This window comes from Methylobacterium sp. 10, assembly GCF_000519085.1.
GTDB lineage: Bacteria > Pseudomonadota > Alphaproteobacteria > Rhizobiales > Beijerinckiaceae > Methylobacterium.
Genome location: NZ_KI912577.1, coordinates 1,044,380 through 1,060,919 on the forward strand (window position 1 = coordinate 1,044,380; position 16,540 = coordinate 1,060,919).

17 protein-coding genes are annotated in these 16,540 nt (G+C 68.4%); 10 read left to right on the plus strand and 7 right to left on the minus strand.

Translation table 11 applies throughout. The features are described from left to right. Positions 1–34: 34 nt before the first annotated feature. The 4 genes from coaE to K368_RS0104770 are packed head-to-tail and all read right to left on the minus strand — an operon-like array spanning position 35 to position 2,971. The gene (gene coaE, locus K368_RS0104755) at positions 35–640 is read right to left on the minus strand and encodes a dephospho-CoA kinase (protein ID WP_027171387.1); all 606 of its coding nucleotides are present in this window, start codon (positions 638–640) and stop codon (positions 35–37) included. Then, the gene (locus K368_RS0104760) at positions 637–1,479 is read right to left on the minus strand and encodes a shikimate dehydrogenase (protein WP_027171388.1); all 843 of its coding nucleotides are present in this window, start codon (positions 1,477–1,479) and stop codon (positions 637–639) included. Before K368_RS0104760 ends, coaE begins: the two co-directional genes overlap by 4 nt. Positions 1,480–1,505: 26 nt before the next feature. Continuing rightward, positions 1,506–2,120 (minus strand): Maf family protein, encoded by a 615-nt coding sequence (locus tag K368_RS0104765; protein ID WP_027171389.1) that lies wholly within the window; start codon positions 2,118–2,120, stop codon positions 1,506–1,508. A 20-nt stretch (positions 2,121–2,140) separates the two neighbouring features. Next, positions 2,141–2,971 (minus strand): pyruvate, water dikinase regulatory protein, encoded by an 831-nt coding sequence (locus K368_RS0104770; protein WP_027171390.1) that lies wholly within the window; start codon positions 2,969–2,971, stop codon positions 2,141–2,143. Between the two features lie 620 nt (positions 2,972–3,591). On the opposite strand from K368_RS0104770, the gene hemE reads away from it, so the two are divergent. The 3 genes from hemE (at position 3,592) to K368_RS0104785 (ending at position 5,499) form a co-directional block, all read left to right on the plus strand. Next, positions 3,592–4,662 carry a uroporphyrinogen decarboxylase gene (gene hemE / locus K368_RS0104775; protein ID WP_027171391.1) on the plus strand — a complete coding sequence of 357 codons (1,071 nt, stop codon included), beginning with the start codon at positions 3,592–3,594 and terminating at the stop codon, positions 4,660–4,662. Positions 4,663–4,672: 10 nt separating this feature from the next. Further along, entirely contained in the window at positions 4,673–5,125 is a 453-nt protein-coding gene (gene hemJ / locus K368_RS0104780; protein ID WP_027171392.1) for a protoporphyrinogen oxidase HemJ, read from the plus strand. Between the two features lie 62 nt (positions 5,126–5,187). Further along, positions 5,188–5,499, plus strand: coding sequence for a lysozyme inhibitor LprI family protein (locus tag K368_RS0104785; protein WP_027171393.1), 312 nt, complete (start codon positions 5,188–5,190; stop codon positions 5,497–5,499). 20 nt (positions 5,500–5,519) lie between these two features. Here K368_RS0104785 and hisG read toward each other — a convergent pair whose 3' ends face one another. From hisG to hemH, 3 genes are all read right to left on the minus strand, one after another. Then, a complete protein-coding gene (gene hisG, locus K368_RS0104790; protein ID WP_051439760.1) occupies positions 5,520–6,539 on the minus strand; it encodes an ATP phosphoribosyltransferase in 1,020 nt (339 codons plus the stop codon). Further along, the gene (locus K368_RS0104795; protein WP_027171395.1) at positions 6,532–7,686 is read right to left on the minus strand and encodes an ATP phosphoribosyltransferase regulatory subunit; all 1,155 of its coding nucleotides are present in this window, start codon (positions 7,684–7,686) and stop codon (positions 6,532–6,534) included. The genes hisG and K368_RS0104795 overlap by 8 nt, the downstream gene beginning before the upstream one ends. 97 nt (positions 7,687–7,783) lie before the next feature. Beyond that, positions 7,784–8,866: a ferrochelatase gene (gene hemH, locus K368_RS0104800; RefSeq protein ID WP_027171396.1), complete on the minus strand. Its 1,083-nt coding sequence runs from the start codon at positions 8,864–8,866 to the stop codon at positions 7,784–7,786. A 127-nt stretch (positions 8,867–8,993) separates the two neighbouring features. On the opposite strand from hemH, the gene K368_RS0104805 reads away from it, so the two are divergent. From K368_RS0104805 to ggt, 7 genes are all read left to right on the plus strand, one after another. Continuing rightward, a complete protein-coding gene (locus tag K368_RS0104805; RefSeq protein ID WP_027171397.1) occupies positions 8,994–9,947 on the plus strand; it encodes a class I SAM-dependent methyltransferase in 954 nt (317 codons plus the stop codon). Positions 9,948–10,068: 121 nt separating this feature from the next. Then, entirely contained in the window at positions 10,069–11,589 is a 1,521-nt protein-coding gene (locus K368_RS0104810; RefSeq protein WP_027171398.1) for a bifunctional UDP-sugar hydrolase/5'-nucleotidase, read from the plus strand. Next, positions 11,586–12,275, plus strand: a complete 690-nt coding sequence (locus K368_RS0104815; RefSeq protein ID WP_027171399.1) for a uracil-DNA glycosylase — start codon at positions 11,586–11,588, stop codon at positions 12,273–12,275. The genes K368_RS0104810 and K368_RS0104815 overlap by 4 nt, the downstream gene beginning before the upstream one ends. A 131-nt stretch (positions 12,276–12,406) precedes the next feature. Then, a complete protein-coding gene (locus K368_RS0104820; protein WP_027171400.1) occupies positions 12,407–12,826 on the plus strand; it encodes a hypothetical protein in 420 nt (139 codons plus the stop codon). 94 nt (positions 12,827–12,920) lie between these two features. After that, a complete protein-coding gene (gene rlmN, locus K368_RS0104825) occupies positions 12,921–14,207 on the plus strand; it encodes a 23S rRNA (adenine(2503)-C(2))-methyltransferase RlmN (RefSeq protein ID WP_027171401.1) in 1,287 nt (428 codons plus the stop codon). 9 nt (positions 14,208–14,216) lie between these two features. Next, on the plus strand, positions 14,217–14,699 hold the full coding sequence (locus K368_RS0104830) for a hypothetical protein (protein WP_027171402.1): 483 nt from the start codon (positions 14,217–14,219) through the stop codon (positions 14,697–14,699). A gap of 88 nt (positions 14,700–14,787) precedes the next feature. Continuing rightward, entirely contained in the window at positions 14,788–16,524 is a 1,737-nt protein-coding gene (ggt, locus tag K368_RS0104835; RefSeq protein ID WP_027171403.1) for a gamma-glutamyltransferase, read from the plus strand. The last annotated feature ends 16 nt before the right edge of the window (positions 16,525–16,540 follow it).

Consider the following 16,540-nt stretch of genomic DNA (forward strand, 5'->3'; position numbering starts at 1 on the left):
ATGCGGTCCATTCGGGGGGATACGAAGCGGTCGGTCAGGCCGGGCCTGCACCGACGAGCCGTTCGATGAGAGCGTCGACCTGATTTTCGGCGCCAGCAAGGCCGAGCCCGGTATCGATGAGGAGGTCGGCACGGGCGCGCTTCTCGGCATCGGGCATCTGCTTGGCGAGGATGGCGGCAAAAGCCGCCTCGGACATGCCGGGACGTGCCAGAACACGCTGCCGCTGAACCTCGGGATCCGCGGTCACCACCAGTACCGCGTCGCATCTCGCCTCACCGCCGGTCTCGAACAGGAGGGGAATGTCGAGGATCACCAGGGATGCGTCGGCGTGCTCGTCGAGGAAGCGCTGCTCCTCCTCCCGGACGAGGGGATGGATCGCGGCCTCCAGCCGGCCGAGGGATTCGGGCCGGCCGAGCACATGGTCCCGCAGGCGCGCGCGATCAACGGAGCCATCCTCCGCGACGGCATCGGGAAAGAGATCCGCGATGAGGCGGGCGCCCGCCCCTCCCGCGGCGTAGAGGCGCCGCACCGCCGCATCCGCGTCGTGGATCGGGATGCCGCGCCGGGCGAACATGGCGGCCGTGGTCGATTTCCCCATGCCGATGGACCCGGTGAGGCCGAGGATGAAGGGCCGTGTCATCGCTTCGTCACCAGATCGGCGACGATCAGGGCGCGCAGTTCCGGCGTCACCACGGGACGGGTCCCAAACCAACGCTCGAAACCCGGTACGGCCTGATGCAGCAGCATGCCGAGCCCGTCGACCACGCGATGCCCCCGCGCCGCGGCTGCTGCGAGCAGCGGCGTCTCCAGGGGCGAATAAACGATATCGGCAACGGCACATTCAACCGGCACATGATCCAGCGCGATGTCGAGTTGCGGCTTGCCTGTCATGCCGAGGGAGGTGGTGTTGACGAGAAGCCGCGCGCCGCGGACGGCAGCGTCGAGCCCGTCCCAGTCGATGGCCTCGACGCGGGACGGGTCGAGGCCGGCAATGGCCTGGGCCCGCGAGCGCGTGCGGTTGGCCACGAGGATGCGGGTCGCCGGCCGTTCGAGAAGGCCCGCGACGACGGCCCGTGCCGCCCCTCCCGCCCCCAGGATCACGACATCACCGGTATCCGTGCCGAGCCAGTCCCGCCCGAGGGTTTCGTCGAGATGGGCAGTGAAGCCGACGGCGTCGGTGTTGTCGCCCATGAGACGTCCCTGTCCATCGAAGGAGAGTGTGTTGACCGCACCGATCCGCCGGGCGGCCTCCGTCAGCACCTCGGCCCCGGCGAAGGCGGCTTCCTTGTGCGGCAGCGTCACGTTTCCACCGGCGAACCCATCAGCTTTCAGGCCGCGCAGGAAGGTCGCGAAATCCTCCGGCGCCACGTCGATCCGCTGGTAGGACCCGTCGAGCCCGAGGGTCGCGAGCCAGTGTCCGTGGATCATCGGCGACCGGGAATGGGCGATGGGATGACCGACGACGAAGGCTTTGATCATGAAGGGGTCTCGCGAGGCGTTCGGGATCAGAAGGCAAGACAGCCGTGGCTTCGCAGCCTGTCGAGCAATCCGGTCAGCGGCAGGCCGAGGATGGTGGCATGGGCGCCCTCGATCATTGTGAACAGATGAATGCCGAGGCCTTCCAGCTGGTATCCGCCCACCGTCCCGGTGACGCGGTCATGCCCGGCGATCGCCAGATAGGTATCGATGGCGGACGCGTTCAGATCCCGCATGGTCAGACGAGCCTCGTCGTGAAGGAGGTCCGTCTCCCGTCCCGGCATGATGAGGGCGGCGGCGGAGTGCAGGGAATGCGTCCTGTTCGATAGTCGGCTCAGTTGATGTTTGGCTGCGTCGAGGGAGGCGGATTTATGAAACACCTCCCCCTCGCAGGCGAGAACCTGATCCGCGGCCAGGACGATCCTGTCGCCGACCGTGGCGGCCACTGCCCGCGCCTTGGCCAGGGCCAGACGGAGGGCGAGATCGGCGGGAGCGAGGGGGCCGGCCTGGGCCTCGATGGCGCGCTCATCGACATTCGGGACCACGACCTCCACATCGAGGCCGGCAGCTTCGAGGAGATGCCTGCGCGTCGGCGAACCGGAGGCAAGGATGAGCGGGCGTTCGGGCAGCCAGAGGCGGGTCATCACGGATCTCGCTTCGTGGTTCAGGCCACGATGAACTTGAGGCGGTGCTCGCGGTGCAGATCGAGGATCGCGGCGGCGGTCTCTTCGATGGACCGCCTTGTGACGTCGATGGTCGGCCAGCGATGCCGGTTGCAGAGTTTACGGCAGGCAGCGATCTCGTCGGCCACCGCATCGCGATCGACATAGAGCGAGGTATCGTCGGCCTTCAGGCTCAGCAGGCGGTTCTGCCGGATCTGCACGATCCGCTCCGGAGAGGCGAGGAGGCCGACCACGAGGGGCTTGCGGGCATTCTCGAGATTGGGCGGCACCGGCATTCCCGGCACGAGGGGGAAATTCGCCGTCTTCAATCCGCGATTGGCCAGGTAGATCGCCGTCGGGGTCTTGGAGGTGCGGCTGACGCCCACGAGGATGACGTCGGATTCGTCGATGTCGAAGGGCAGGTTGCCGTCGTCATGGGCGAGGGTGAAGTTCATCGCGTCGATGCGCTTGAAATACTCGGCGTTCAGCATGTGCTGCGCCCCCGGCCGGGCCGTCGTCTCGGCGCCGAGATAGGATTGCAGCAGGGCGTGGACCGGCTGGAGCACGGAGAGGCAGGGCGATCCGGTCTCGCGACAAGCCGCTTCAAGCCGCTCGGTCAGGTCATGCCCGACGAGGGTGTAGAGGACGAGGCCCGGCGCCGCCTCGATCTCGGAGATCACCCGTTCGAGCTGTGCCGAGGATCGCACCAGGGGATAGACGTGCTCGATGGCCGAGACGCCCTCGTACTGAGCGGCGGCCGCGCGACCCACGTTGATGAGGGTCTCGCCGGTGGAATCCGAGACGAGATGGAGGTGGAAGTAGCTGCGACTCATCGGAAATTCCCATCCCAGGCCGGCGGACGGGCTTGAAGGATCTCCGGGTTATCCACCACACCTGACGGCCGGAGTCGACAGGTGGGGATAAAACGCCCCTGTCCAGGTCGGAGGCGGAACCTTCCCGCGAGTTGTCGACTCTCGCGTCAACATGCGAACCATCGACCCTCGTCCCGATCCCGGTTTGGGAGATTCAGGGAGGGTTCGGGCAGGAGAGACCCATCACGGCGCGCAAGTCGCTGATGGGACTTCTGGTTCTCGAAAGTTAGCGCGAACCCGTTAAAGCCCCGTTAACGGCGGTGGCGCGGGGATGGGGTGTGGACAAGTTCGCGGTCCCATCGTCCCCCGTCTAAAAGAAATAACAGAGTCCTAGAATCTCTCTTTCCTTATTAGATAGACGGGACGGGGACAGGGATGTCCGGCCACCCTCGGAGCCTCTCGCAGGGAAGAAGGTTTTCGAGACGGAGCGTTGGAGACGCGAGGACGTCCTGCGGTAAAACACCCTCCCACGGCAAAAGACCTTCCCGAGGGCGGACGGGAGCGTCATAGCTCTGTCCCAAGTGAGACGATCTCTTCCATTCCATGATGGACCGGGCGGATACAGGCGGGCGGATACAGGTATGACTCGACGTGACGGCACCGATCGTGCGCTGCTTCAGGTTCTCGACGGCAAGCCGTCCCGGATTCCTCCCGCCTGGATGATGCGGCAGGCCGGACGCTACCTTCCGGAATATCGCGAGGTCAGAGCCAGGGCCGGCTCCTTCCTCGACCTTTGCTACAATCCGGACTTCGCCACCGAAGTGACCTTGCAGCCGATCCGGCGTTTCGGCTTCGACGCGGCGATCCTCTTTTCCGACATCCTCGTGGTGCCGGACGCCCTCGGGCAGGATGTCCGCTTCGTCGAGGGAGAAGGCCCGCGTCTCGATCCGGTCCACGGCCGTGACGAGTTCGCCCGCCTCAAACAGGCCGACGATCCGAGCATCTTCCAGCACCTGGAACCGGTCTTCGAGACCGTCCGGCGTCTGCGCTCCGAGCTGCCGCCCGAGACGACGCTTCTCGGTTTCTGCGGCGGTCCCTGGACGGTGGCGAGCTACATGATCGGCGGGCGCGGCACGCCCGATCTCGCCCCCGCCCGTGCGCTCGCCGATACCGAAACCGCCCTGGTGGAAGCGCTCGTCGACCGCCTGGTCTCGGTGCAGATCGAGTACCTGTCGCGTCAGCTCGAAGCCGGCGCCGACGCGGTCCAGATCTTCGAATCCCATGCCGGCTCGCTGCCCCGGGCGCCGGGCGCGACGGCGGACGCCCTCCAGCATTGGAGCTTTTCCCCCATCGCCCGCATCGTCGACGGGGTCAGGGCGCGCGTGCCGGGCGCGAAGATCATCGTCTTCGCCCGTGGGTCCGGCCTCGAAGGCCATGCCCGCGTCATGGCGGAGACCGGCGCGGACGCCGTCGGCGTCGATTGGAGTGTCGATCTGAAGGCCCTGCGCGGTGCCGTGGCGCCCCGCACCGTGACCCAGGGCAACATCCACCCGGAAACGCTGATCGAGGGTGGCGAGGCCCTCGACGCGGCCGTGGACGGGGTGCTCGAGGCGACGGAGGGGCTGCCGCACATCTTCAACCTCGGCCACGGCATCACCCCGCAGACGCCGATCGCCCATGTGGAGCGGATGCTCGCCAGATTGCGGCGCTGACGGTCGGACCATGGCCGACACGCTCTATCCCTGGATCAAGGCGATCCACGTCATCGCGGTGATCTCGTGGATGGCGGGGCTGCTCTACCTGCCGCGCCTGTTCGTCTATCACGCGTCCCTGCCCGAAGGCGCGGCCTCCTCGGCCCAGTCCGAGACGTTCAAGGTCATGGAACGGCGCCTGATGAAGGCGATCATGAACCCGGCGATGATCGTCACCTGGGTGCTCGGCCTGTTCCTCGTCTGGCAGAGCGGGTTCTATGCCTCCGGCTGGATGCAGGCGAAGTTCGCTCTGGTGCTCGCCATGAGCGGCTGCCACGGCTGGTTCTCGCGGATGGTCAAGGATTTCGCCGCCGACCGGAATGCGCGGAACCACCGCTTCTACCGGATGGTCAACGAGGTCCCGACGCTTCTCATGGTGGCCATCGTCATCCTCGTCATCGTCAAGCCGGGATTCGGATCATAACCTCATCGCTTCCTCGCTACCGGACACATCGTCACTACAGGGCGTGGAGCCTCGCCGCCGCCATGATGCTGGCCGCATCCGGCGCCGAGGCCGCGAGCTTCCCGTGCGAGAAGGCGGAGACGCCCGACGAGAAGGCGATCTGCGGCCATCTTCCCCTCAACGACCTCGACGTGGAGATGGCGGTCCGGTTCGAGATCCTGCGCGGGCTCCTGCCCATGGGCGGAAACGCCAAGCTGCGCGACGATCAGGAGGCCTGGCTGCAGGAACGGCGCAGTTGCGCGGCGGACGTCGCCTGCCTGACCAGGGCCTACGAGGCCCGGCTGAAGACCCTGCGCGGCGTCTTTTCGGAGTTCGCCAAGCAGGGCCCGCTGTAGGCAGCAGGCCCCACGGAGGTTCAGCCCAGCCGCGTGAGCAGGCGGTCGATCAGCGGGTTGTCCGGGCCGAAGGCGTAGTCGATCCGCCTGACGCTGACCGCGCTGGCTCCCGATTTCACGAGATCGTCCACGAGGTCGAACGTGGCGTCCACCGGGCAGTGGAGCACGATCTCTGCGCTCCGGGTCTCCGGCATGCCGTAGGGCAGCTGCGCATCGTGCAGGGCGCTGATCCCGGCGAGATCGAGATCGCCGTCGGGTGGCATCGCGGCCCTGATCTCGCGGGTGAGCCTCGCACGCTCCTCCGCCGCGATCCGGCCGAGCACGGTCCGCAGCGCCTTCTTCTGGCTCTGGCCCCAGGGGGCGGTCAGCGAGGCGACGAGATTGGCCTCCGAGCGCAGGATGATGCCGTCGTCGAGGATCTTGAGGGCGTTGGCGGCTAGCGTCGCCCCCGTGGTGGTGATGTCCACGATGATTTCCGCCGAGCCCGAAGCGGGGGCGCCTTCCGTGGCGCCGAGGCTTTCCACGATGCGGTAATCGGCCACGCCGTGTTCGGCGAAGAACCGCCGGGTCAGGTTCACGTATTTCGTGGCGATGCGCAGGCGGCGCCCGTGGCGGATGCGGAGTTCGGCCGCGACCTCGTCGAGATCGGTCATGGCGCGGACGTCGATCCAGGCCTGCGGCACCGCGACGACGACGGTGGCCTGGCCGAAGCCCAGGGGCGTCAGCAGCTCCACTTGGCCGCGCGCGTCGGGAAGGCTCTCGCGGATCAGATCCTCGCCGGTGACGCCGAGATGGGCGCTGCCGCTGGCGAGCTGGTTGGCGATCTCTGAAGCCGAGAGGTAGCGCACCTCCACATCGGGCACGCCGACGAGCTTGCCGCGATAGTCGCGCGCGCCCGCCCCTTGGGCGAGTTTCAGGCCTGCCCGTGCGAAGAAGGCGGAGGCGTTCTCCTGCAGGCGCCCTTTCGAGGGCACCGCTAGGACGAGGGGACCGTCGGGCGCGCCGTACGAAGCCTGGGAAGTCGGAGCGGTGTCAGCCACGGGACGATCCTTCCGACGTGAGGACACGGGACAGCCAGACGGCGCAGCCCACCGCCGGGATCGGCGTGGGACTTCCCAGATGCTGGAGTAATCCGTCGTAGCGACCGCCGCCGACGAGGGGGGCAGCCCCTTGTCCCCGCGTCACCTCGAAGATGAAGCCGGTATAATAATCGAGGTTGCGGGCAAAGCTCCCCGAGAAGCGGAACCGCTCCACGTCGAGACCGCGCGCGGCCATGAACCCGGTCCGCTCCTCGAACAGGGAGAGGGCGGCCTCCAGCGGCGCGTAGGTGACGCCCGCCGACGCGGCGAGCTCGCGCATGGACCGGGCGGCCTGATCCGGATCGCCCGAGATGGCGCGGTAGCGCTCGACGACGGCGCGGTTCTCGGTGTTGAGCCCCGCGCCGCCATTGGCCCGCGCCGAGGCCTTGGCGAGGAAGCGTTCCGCGATCTCGCCGGCGCTGCGTCCGCCCACGCGGGAGATGCCGGCGATGGACAGCACGTCCTCCACGAAGGCGCGCACGCCCTTCGGATCCTGGCCCTGGATCGCCGCCAGCAGCCCGGCATGGGGATCTTCCACGGCTGTCACGGTGGTGACGTCGTCCAGCGAGCGGCCCGCCGCGAGTGCCCGCAGGGTCCGCCGCTTGGCGGCGGGCGGTACGCCGAGCCCGTCGAGCAGGGCGTCGATGACGCCCATGTCGCCGAGCCTTACCGAGACCTCTTCCGCTCCGAGGAGATCGAGGCCTTCGAGAGCGAGGCCGAGCACCTCCGCATCTGCCGCCGGGATGTCGGTGCGGCCGATGGATTCGATGCCGGCTTGCAGAAACTCTTCCGCCTCTCCCGAGCCGAGGCGGAAGACCGGGCCGAGATAGCTGTAATCGGCGGTGGCGCCCACGCCCCGCGCCAGATGCTGGCGGCAGACCGGGATCGTGAATTCCGGCCGCAGGCAGAGTTCCGCGCCCGACGCGTCCTGCGTCACGAAGATGCGCCGGCGGATATCCTCGCCGGAGAGTTCGAGGAACGGCTCCACCGGCTGGAGCACGGCGGGGGTGACCGCGCCGTAGCCGGCTTGCGAGAAATGCGCGAGGAGCCGCGTACCCTCATCCGCTCGTACGGTGTCGATCGGATCGACTGCCTCCGGTCTCGTCATGGTTCACCCGCCGCCTGATGCCGCGTCCTTTATCAACCGCATCCGCTTTTGGCGACATCAACCGCATCCGCTCTCGACGAACGGATCGGGCGGCGTTTCAGAGCCAGCCCTGAAGCTCGCGGCGGACCACGTTCTCGATCACCTTCATCCCGAGATCGCTGTCGTTGAGGCAGGGGATGTAGGCGAAGCGCTCGCCGCCATTGTCCTCGAAATAGTGGCGGTTCTCGCCGTCGAGCTCCTCCAGGGTCTCGAGGCAATCGGCGGTGAAGCCCGGCGCCACGATGGCCATGCGCTTCACGCCGGATTTCGCCAGCGCCTGCACGGTCTCGTCGGTATATGGCTTGAGCCATTCCTCGTTGCCGAAGCGCGACTGGAAGGTCGTGCGCATCCGCTCCGTCGAGAAGCCGAGGGCCTCGCGGATGAGGCGGCCCGTCTTCACGCACTGGCAATGGTAGGGGTCGCCCTTGAGGAGGTAGCTCTTCGGCACCCCGTGGAACGAGGTGAGGATCACCTCCGGCTCGAAATCGAGCTTGGCCAATCCCTCGCGGATCGAGGTGGCCATGGCCTCGATATAGACCGGATCGTCGTGATAGGGCGCCGAGACCCTGACGGTCGGCTGCCAGCGCATCTGCATCAGGGCCTTGAAGGCCTGGTCGCAGGCGGTGGCCGAGGTGGCGGCGGCGTATTGCGGGTAGAGCGGCACCAGGAGGATGCGGTCGCAGCCCTGGTCGAGGAGGGCCTGGATCCGGAGGGAGACTTCCGGCTTGCCGTAGCGCATGGCCCAGTCGACCACCACCGAATCACCCATAGCCGCCTGCAGGCGCTCGCACTGGCCCCGCGTGATGGTCTTGAGCGGACCCTCGTTGCGTTCGTTGTTCCAGACGGAGGCGTAGTCGCGGCCCTTCGGACCGGGGCGCTTGGTGAGGATGATGAGGTTGAGGATCGGCCACCAGATCAGGCGCGGCACCTCGATGACGCGGCGATCCGACAGGAACTCCTTGAGATAGCGGCGCATGGGCCAGTAGCTCGTGCCCTCAGGCGTACCGAGGTTCATCAGGAGCACGCCGACCCGGCCCCAGCGCACGGGCGGGTGGTCGGAGGGCAGGCTGGCGGTCGCGGAGGAGCTGGTCTGCAACGGCTTGAGGTCCTTGAGGGACGTCGGTTCGACGCGTTCGTTCATCGGGTTCCCGAGCGCCCCGGCAGGGCGCGGTTTGTCAAAGCGGTCTTCGTGGCGCAGTTGTCTGGCGCAGCATATCTATCTAGAGCACGAGGCCTGCCAGCGACCATCTCTTGCTTGAAGGCGCGACATGCCGTCTCCCCGGTACTTCTTCAACCACTTCATGCCGTTCACCGGCTACCCCTATAAGGGGGGACCGACGGTCTGCAATCTGTGCGGATCGGCCGAGACGGTGACGGTGGCCGAGACCGACCGGCGCCTGAAGACCCTGAAATCCGTTGCTTGCGTCCAGTGCGGCCTGATTCGCACCGACCCGATGCCGACGCCGGACGAGCTGGCGCATTATTACGCCCATGCCTACCGGGCCGATTACCAGCTCGCCTTCGCCGGCGGTCCGCCGCGCCACCATCTCAACCGCTCGGCCCGCGAGGCGACCTTCCGCGCAGACCTGCTGGCGCCGAAGCTGAAGCCCGGGGCGCGGGTTCTCGATTTCGGTTCCGGCTCGGGCGAGTTCCTGGCCGCGGCCCGCGCCAGGGGCTGCGAGGCCATCGGCATCGAGCCCGGCCGCGATTACGCCGCCTATGCCCGCGAGCATCACAAGGTCGAGGTCCTGGACGACGCCGACGACGGACGCTTCCCCGCCGGGCATTTCGACGTGATCTCGACCCATCACGTGTTCGAGCACCTGCGCGATCCGGCCGTGGTGATGGAGCGCCTGTCCCGCTGGCTGAAGCCCGACGGCGTCATCTACGCGGCGGTGCCCAACATGGCCGCCACCGGCAAGCCGCCGCACGAGCGTTTCCACTTCGCCCATGTCCACGGCTTCGTGCGCGAGACCTTCGACCTCAACGCCCGCCGGGCCGGCCTCGTGCCGCATCCCGATTATTGGCGCGAGGACACCACGGTGGTCTACCGCAAGACCGACGCTCCCGTGGGTGAACTCGCCAATCCCGGTCTCGCCGAGCGTCTCGTCGTCGAGCTCAAGGGTACGCCGGCCGCCGCCTATCTCGTCTCCGGCGCCTGGATCTGGCCGATGCTCCGCCGCAACGCCAAGGCGGTGCGTGACGGTCTCGCATCGCGCTGAGCCGCGATTCGAACCAGAAGCCGGAGGCGGCACGCTGATTGTTGCATCGGCTTCATCGATCGCGTCCACACTCGGCCGTGAGCGGGCACGCCGTCGCCCGATCCTCCGGAGACCTGTCGCGATGCCTCGTCCTACCCGTCGTCAGACCCTGAGCCTCGGCCTCGGGGCGGGTCTCGCGGCAGGTTTGGCCGCACCCGCCGATGCCGGGGCGATCGAGCCGACCTTCACCCTGCTTCTCGTCAACGACGTCTACCTCATGTCCGAGGTGGAGGGCCGGGGGGGATTTGCCCGGCTCAATGCCGTGGTGAGGGCCGAGCGGGCACGCGGCGTGCCGATGCTCTACGCCCATGCCGGCGACACCCTTTCCCCCTCCCTGATGTCGGGGTTCGACCGTGGGGCGCATATCGTCGAGCTTCTCAACATCGCTCCGCCCGATATTTTCGTGCCGGGCAACCACGAGTTCGATTTCGGCCCCACCACCTTCGCCCAGCGCATGGGCGAGGCGGCCTTTCCGGTCTTCGCGGCCAATCTGCGCGCTGCGGACGGCAAGCCCCTCGCGGGCCTCCGCGACCGGATGATCGTGACCTTGGGCGGGATCCGGGTCGGCCTCGTCGGCATTGCGCTCGCCAGCACGCCCGAGAAATCGCAATCCGGCGACCTCGTCTTCGGTCCCGAGATCGAGACGCTGCGCGCGGCGGCGCAGGCCCTTCGCGACGAGGGGGCCGACCTCATCGTCGGGGTCTGCCACACTGCGCGGGTCACCGACGAGGCCATCGTAGCGGCCCGGATCGTCGACATCCTGCTCTCGGGCCACGACCACGACCTCATCGTGCAGTATGACGGCCGCAGCCTCCTGGCGGAATCGAGTTTCGACGCCCGCTACGTCACCGCCATCGACGTCGCCGTGACGGTGATGGGAACCGGCAAGGCCCGGACCCTGTCCTGGCACCCGACCTTCCGCATCCACGACACTGCCGACGTCACGCCGGATCCTGAGACCCTCGCCCTGACGCAGCGGCTCGAGGCGCGGCTGGCGAAGGAACTCGACGTGCCGGTGGGGACGATCAGCACGCCCCTCGACAGCCGCATCTCGACGGTGCGCCTGCGCGAGGGAAGCTTCGGCAACCTCGTCGGCGATGCGCTCCGAGCGGCGACGGGAGCCGAGATCGCCGTCACCAATGGCGGCGGCATCCGCGGCAACCGGCTCTATCCGGCCGGCACCGTGCTGACCCGGCGCGACATCCTCACCGAGCTTCCCTTCGGCAACACCACGATCCTGGTCTCGCTGACAGGGGCTCAAGTGCGGGCCCTGCTGGAATCGGCCCTTGCCGATCTCGGCCGTCCCGCCGGCCGTTTCCCGCAGGTCTCGGGGCTCGTCGTCACCGTCGATCCGGGGGCGAATGCGGGACACCGCATCCTGTCCATCCTCGTGGACGGACAGCCCCTCGACGAGACGCGCGCCTACACGGTGGCCTCCAACAACTTCCTCTACGATGGCGGCAACGGCTACGGCCTCCTCGCCGACGGGCGCACCCTCATCGGCGCCACGGACGGCAAGCTCGTGGCCAACGAGGTCATGGCCTATATCGCCCGGCATGACCCTCTCTCCGTCCCCGATGGCGGCCGGATCGTGATCCGGTGACGGCGCCCGGCCCGCTGAGCCTGGCCCTCGACGAGTTCCGTGCCTCGGGCTCGTCCTGGCTGACGCTGCCGTTCTTCTCCAATGGGGCGGCGGATGCCGTCTGCGCGCGGGTCGACGAACGCATAGCCGAAGGGGCGAGCGTCCTGCCCTCCCCCGATGCCATCTTCCGTGCCCTCACCCTGACGCCGCTGGAAGCCGTGAAGGCCGTCATCCTCGGGCAGGACCCCTACCCGACGCCGGGTGACGCCAACGGCCTCGCCTTCTCCTATGTCGGCCCCCGCCGGCTTCCGGCCTCTCTCAAGGTGATCCTCGCCGAACTGCCGGGCGCGACGGTGAGCGGCGATCTCACGCCCTGGGCGAGACGGGGCGTGCTGCTCCTGAACTCGGCGCTCACCGTGGAGGCCGGCAAGTCCGGCGCGCATCTGCGCTACGGCTGGTCCGCCCTCACCGACGACGCCGTGAAAGCCGTCTCGGCTCGCTCCACCCCCGCGATCTTCCTGCTCTGGGGGGCGCAGGCCCGGGCGCGAGCGGCACTGATCGACCGCGAGCGCTGCGGGGTGATCGAGACCGGCCATCCCTCTCCCCTCAACCGCCTGCGGGATTTTGCCGGAACGCGCCCCTTCGACGAGGCCAATGCCTGGCTGGCGGGCCGGGGCCTTTCCCCCATCGACTGGTCGCTCGACTGATCCCTTCGGCCGACGTCGCGAATCGGTCGCTTTGACAGGGCGGCCCGGAGGTCTATCTCGGTGGGGCAGCATAAGCGGAACTTAAGAAGCCGCGCCTGCCCCGAGATCACGTCGCCGAGGAAACGCCGTCCATGCTCCCCAGAACCGTTCTCGCCGGTGGCCTCGCCGCCGGCCTGCTCATGACCTCCCTGGCCGAGGCCCAGATCCGCAACGCGCCGCCGCCCCGTGCTCTGGAATTCGCCGCCTACATCTTCGCCGCCGCCAATGTCTGCGGCTACCGGGTCGGCGTCGATCAGTTCGATGCGCTCCTGCAAAAGCAGGGCGTGAACGCCGCCGATGTCGGACCGCGCGGCCCCTTCGGCGGCAAGGTCCAGACCATCTTCGCGTTGATGTCGAACCAGATGCAGCTCAACCGCGAACAGGCCTGCCTCGCGGTGGCCGGCGAATACGGCCCCGAGGGCAACGTCACCAAGAACGTGCTGCTGCCCGCCGCCATGGAGGGCGCACCGGCCGAATCGACGCCGCCCGCCGAGGCCAAGCCGGCGCAGTAAACCGGCCATTCCGTGCACGCATCGGGACACATTCGCGTTCCGGTGCGGGATCGCCTATATCGGACCGATTCCAAGTCCGAAGGTTGAGTGATCCATGGCGACGGCGTCGGTCGACACCGCCGGCCGCGACGAAAGCGTCGTGGCCGCAATCGAGAAGCTTCCCGAGTTCCAGCCGGACCCGGTTCCGCCGGGACGCTCCTCCCTCATCGGCCTCACCCGCGAGGAGCTGAAAGGGCGTCTGGCCGCCATCGGCGTGTCGGAGCGCGAGCAGCGCATGCGCTCGGGCCAGCTCTGGCACTGGCTCAACGCGCGCGGCGCCACCGATTTCGACCAGATGACCAATGTCGGCAAGGGCCTGAAAGCCGAGCTGGCGCGGGCCTACACCCTGGATCGGCCGGAGGTCGTCACCGAGCAGATTTCCCGCGACGGCACCCGCAAGTGGCTGCTGCGCATGGCGCCCACCGGCAAGCACGACCACAATCGCGGCGCCGAGATCGAGTGCGTCTACATTCCCGGCCGTGGCCGCGGCACCCTCTGCGTCTCGTCCCAGGTCGGCTGCACCCTCACCTGCAGCTTCTGCCATACCGGTACGCAGCGCCTCGTGCGCAACTTGACCGCCGCCGAGATCACCGCGCAGGTGGTGGTGGCCCGCGACCGGCTGAACGACTGGGTCGGCCAGAACCCGGTGGCCGCCGGCGAGGACGAGACCCGCCGCGCCGTCACCAACATCGTCTTCATGGGCATGGGCGAGCCCCTCTACAACATCGACAACGTCATCGATTCCGTGGGCGTGATGTCCGACCAGGAAGGTCTCGGCCTCTCCCGCCGGCGCATCACCGTGTCGACCTCCGGCGTCGTGCCGCAGATGCAGCGGCTCGGGGTCGAGGCGCATGCCATGCTGGCGATCTCGCTCCACGCAGTCAGGGACGACCTGCGCGACACGCTGGTGCCGCTCAACCGGAAATATCCCCTGGCCGAACTGCTGGCGGCCTGCCGCCACTATCCCGGCCTCAACAACGCCCGCCGCATCACCTTCGAGTACGTGATGCTGAAGGGCGTCAACGATTCCGACGCGGATGCGCGCGAACTGGTGCGGCTGCTCAAGGGCATTCCGGCCAAGATCAACCTGATCCCGTTCAACCCCTGGCCCGGCAGCGTCTACGAATGCTCCGACTGGGAGCGGATCGAGCAATTCTCCGAGATCGTCTATGAGGCCGGCTATGCGTCGCCGGTGCGGACCCCGCGCGGCCGCGACATCCTCGCCGCCTGCGGCCAGCTCAAGAGCGAGACCGAGAAGCTCCGTGCCCGCGCCCGGATGATGCTGGAAGACGGGATCGGCGCCGAGGGCGTCTATGCCGGGGCCGATGACGACGAAGGCTGAGCGCATCCCATGCGGTTCCTCGGCCGCCTGATCTGGGCGAGCCTCGCCCTCTGCCTCGCGATTCCCTGCGGGGCTCTGGTGCTCGTCCTCGCCATCCTCCTCGATCCGGTCTCCAGCGACGCGCTGACCCGGATCGGCCTGTTCGGCTTCCTGCAGGGGATGACCGATCTCGCCTCCGGGATCGGACCCGACGCGATCCTCGTCCTTGCCGCCGGCCTGGCCAGGGCCGGGTTCATTCTGCTGGTGCTGCCGCCCGTGGCCATGGCACTCATCGGCGAGGCGATGAATCTGCGCAAGGCCACGGCCTATGCCCTCGGCACCGGCCTCGCCACCGCCCTGGTGCCCTGGCTGATGCGGGGCGCGTCCGCCTCCCTCACCGCACGGAACCTCGCCGTCGAGGGACGGGTGACGGCCCTGCTGTTCCTCGCCGGAGCGGCCGCCGGGTTGGTCTATGGCTGGATCGCCATCCGTGACCGGCCGGCAGGGGCCTGAACGGGCCTAGATGCCCAAGAGTTGCCTGTCGTGAGCATCGGTTTTGGCACAGGATGCCGTAGGAGAGCCTTCGCATGACGGACAGGGCATGACCGGACGTCGCCTCAGCTTCGCCTTGGCGTTTTTCACGCTCCTGTCCGGACCGGCCCTCGCGCAGGCGGTCCCGGAACTGCCGCCGATCCCTTCCGACGATGCCCGCATCCTCCCCGTTCTCGGGACCCACGGCATGGTGTCCTCGCAGGACGCCCTGGCCACCCGCGTCGGCGTCGCGATCCTGAAGGGCGGGGGCAACGCCGTCGACGCCGCCGTGGCGGTCGGGTTCGCCCTTGCGGTGACTCTGCCCCAGGCGGGCAATCTCGGCGGCGGCGGGTTCATGCTCGTCCGCCTCTCCGCCACCGGCGAGACCGTGGCCATCGATTTTCGCGAGACGGCGCCCGCCGCGGCGACGGCGGACATGTTCCTCGCCCCCGACGGGCAGCCCGATCGCGGTGCATCCATCCGCACCGGCAAGGCCGTCGGCGTTCCCGGCTCCGTGCGTGGATTGGCCGAGGCGCACCGCCTCTACGGCTCCGGCCGCTTCACCCTCGCCGACCTCATCGCTCCGGCCCGGGCTTTGGCCAGGGATGGGATTCCCGTGGAGGGCGGGCTCGCCGATTCGCTGCCCCGTGCCGCCGACCGCCTCGGGCGCTGGCCCTCGAGCCGGGCCGTGTTCTTCCGCGACGGCCGTCCGCTCCAGCGGGGCGAGACCCTGGTCCAGCCCGATCTCGCCGCGACCCTCACGGCCATCGCCGAACAGGGACCCGATGCCTTCCATACCGGCCCGATCGCCGAGCGGATCGCGGCGGCGGCGAGACGCGTCGGCGGGGTGCTGACGCCCGCCGATCTCGCCGCCTACCGGCCCGCGATCCGCCAGCCCATTCGCGGCACCTATCGCGGCTACGAGATCGTCTCGATGCCGCCGCCGAGTTCGGGCGGCGTCCATCTCATCGAGATCCTGAACATCCTCGAAGGGTTCGATCTCGCTACAATGGGCGCAGGCAGCGCCCAGGCGCTCCACACCCTCGCCGAGGCGATGAAGCCGGCCTATGCGGACCGTGCGACCTGGCTCGGCGACCCGTCCCGCTCGGAGGTGCCGGTGCGGGGCCTCACCGCCAAGACCTATGCCGAGACCCTGCGCGCCGCCATCGACCCCGCTCGCGCCCGTCCGGCGGAGGCGGTGAAGGCCGGTGACCCGCTGCCTTACGAATCCGACCAGACCACCCACTATTCCGTGGTGGACCGCGCCGGGAACGCCGTCTCCACCACCACGACCCTCAACTTCTCCTACGGGCTCGGCCTCGTGGCGGAGGGGACCGGCGTCCTTCTCAACAACGAGATGGACGATTTTTCCGCCAAGACCGGGAGCGTCAACGCCTATGGCCTTGTCGGTGGCCCCGCCAATGCGGTGGCACCGGGCGCCCGGCCGCTCTCCTCGATGACCCCGGCCATGGTGCTCAAGGACGGGCGCCTCGTCCTCGTCACCGGAAGCCCGGGCGGCAGCCGCATCATCTCCACGGTGCTGCAGGTGATCGTGAACGTCATCGATTTCCGCATGAACCTCGCCGAGGCCGTCACCGCGCCGCGCATCCATCACCAATGGCGGCCCGACGTGCTGTTCGCCGAGGACGGGCTCTCGCCGGACACCCTCGCTTTGCTCCGGGCGAAGGGGCACGCGGTGCGGGTGGGGTCGAGCTCGGGCTCGGCCAATTCGGTGATGACGGGAGACGGGCTCGTGGCCGGGGCCGCCGATACGCGCCAGCGCGGAACCCTGGCCGAGGGCGAATAGGGCGGTTCGGGTCCGG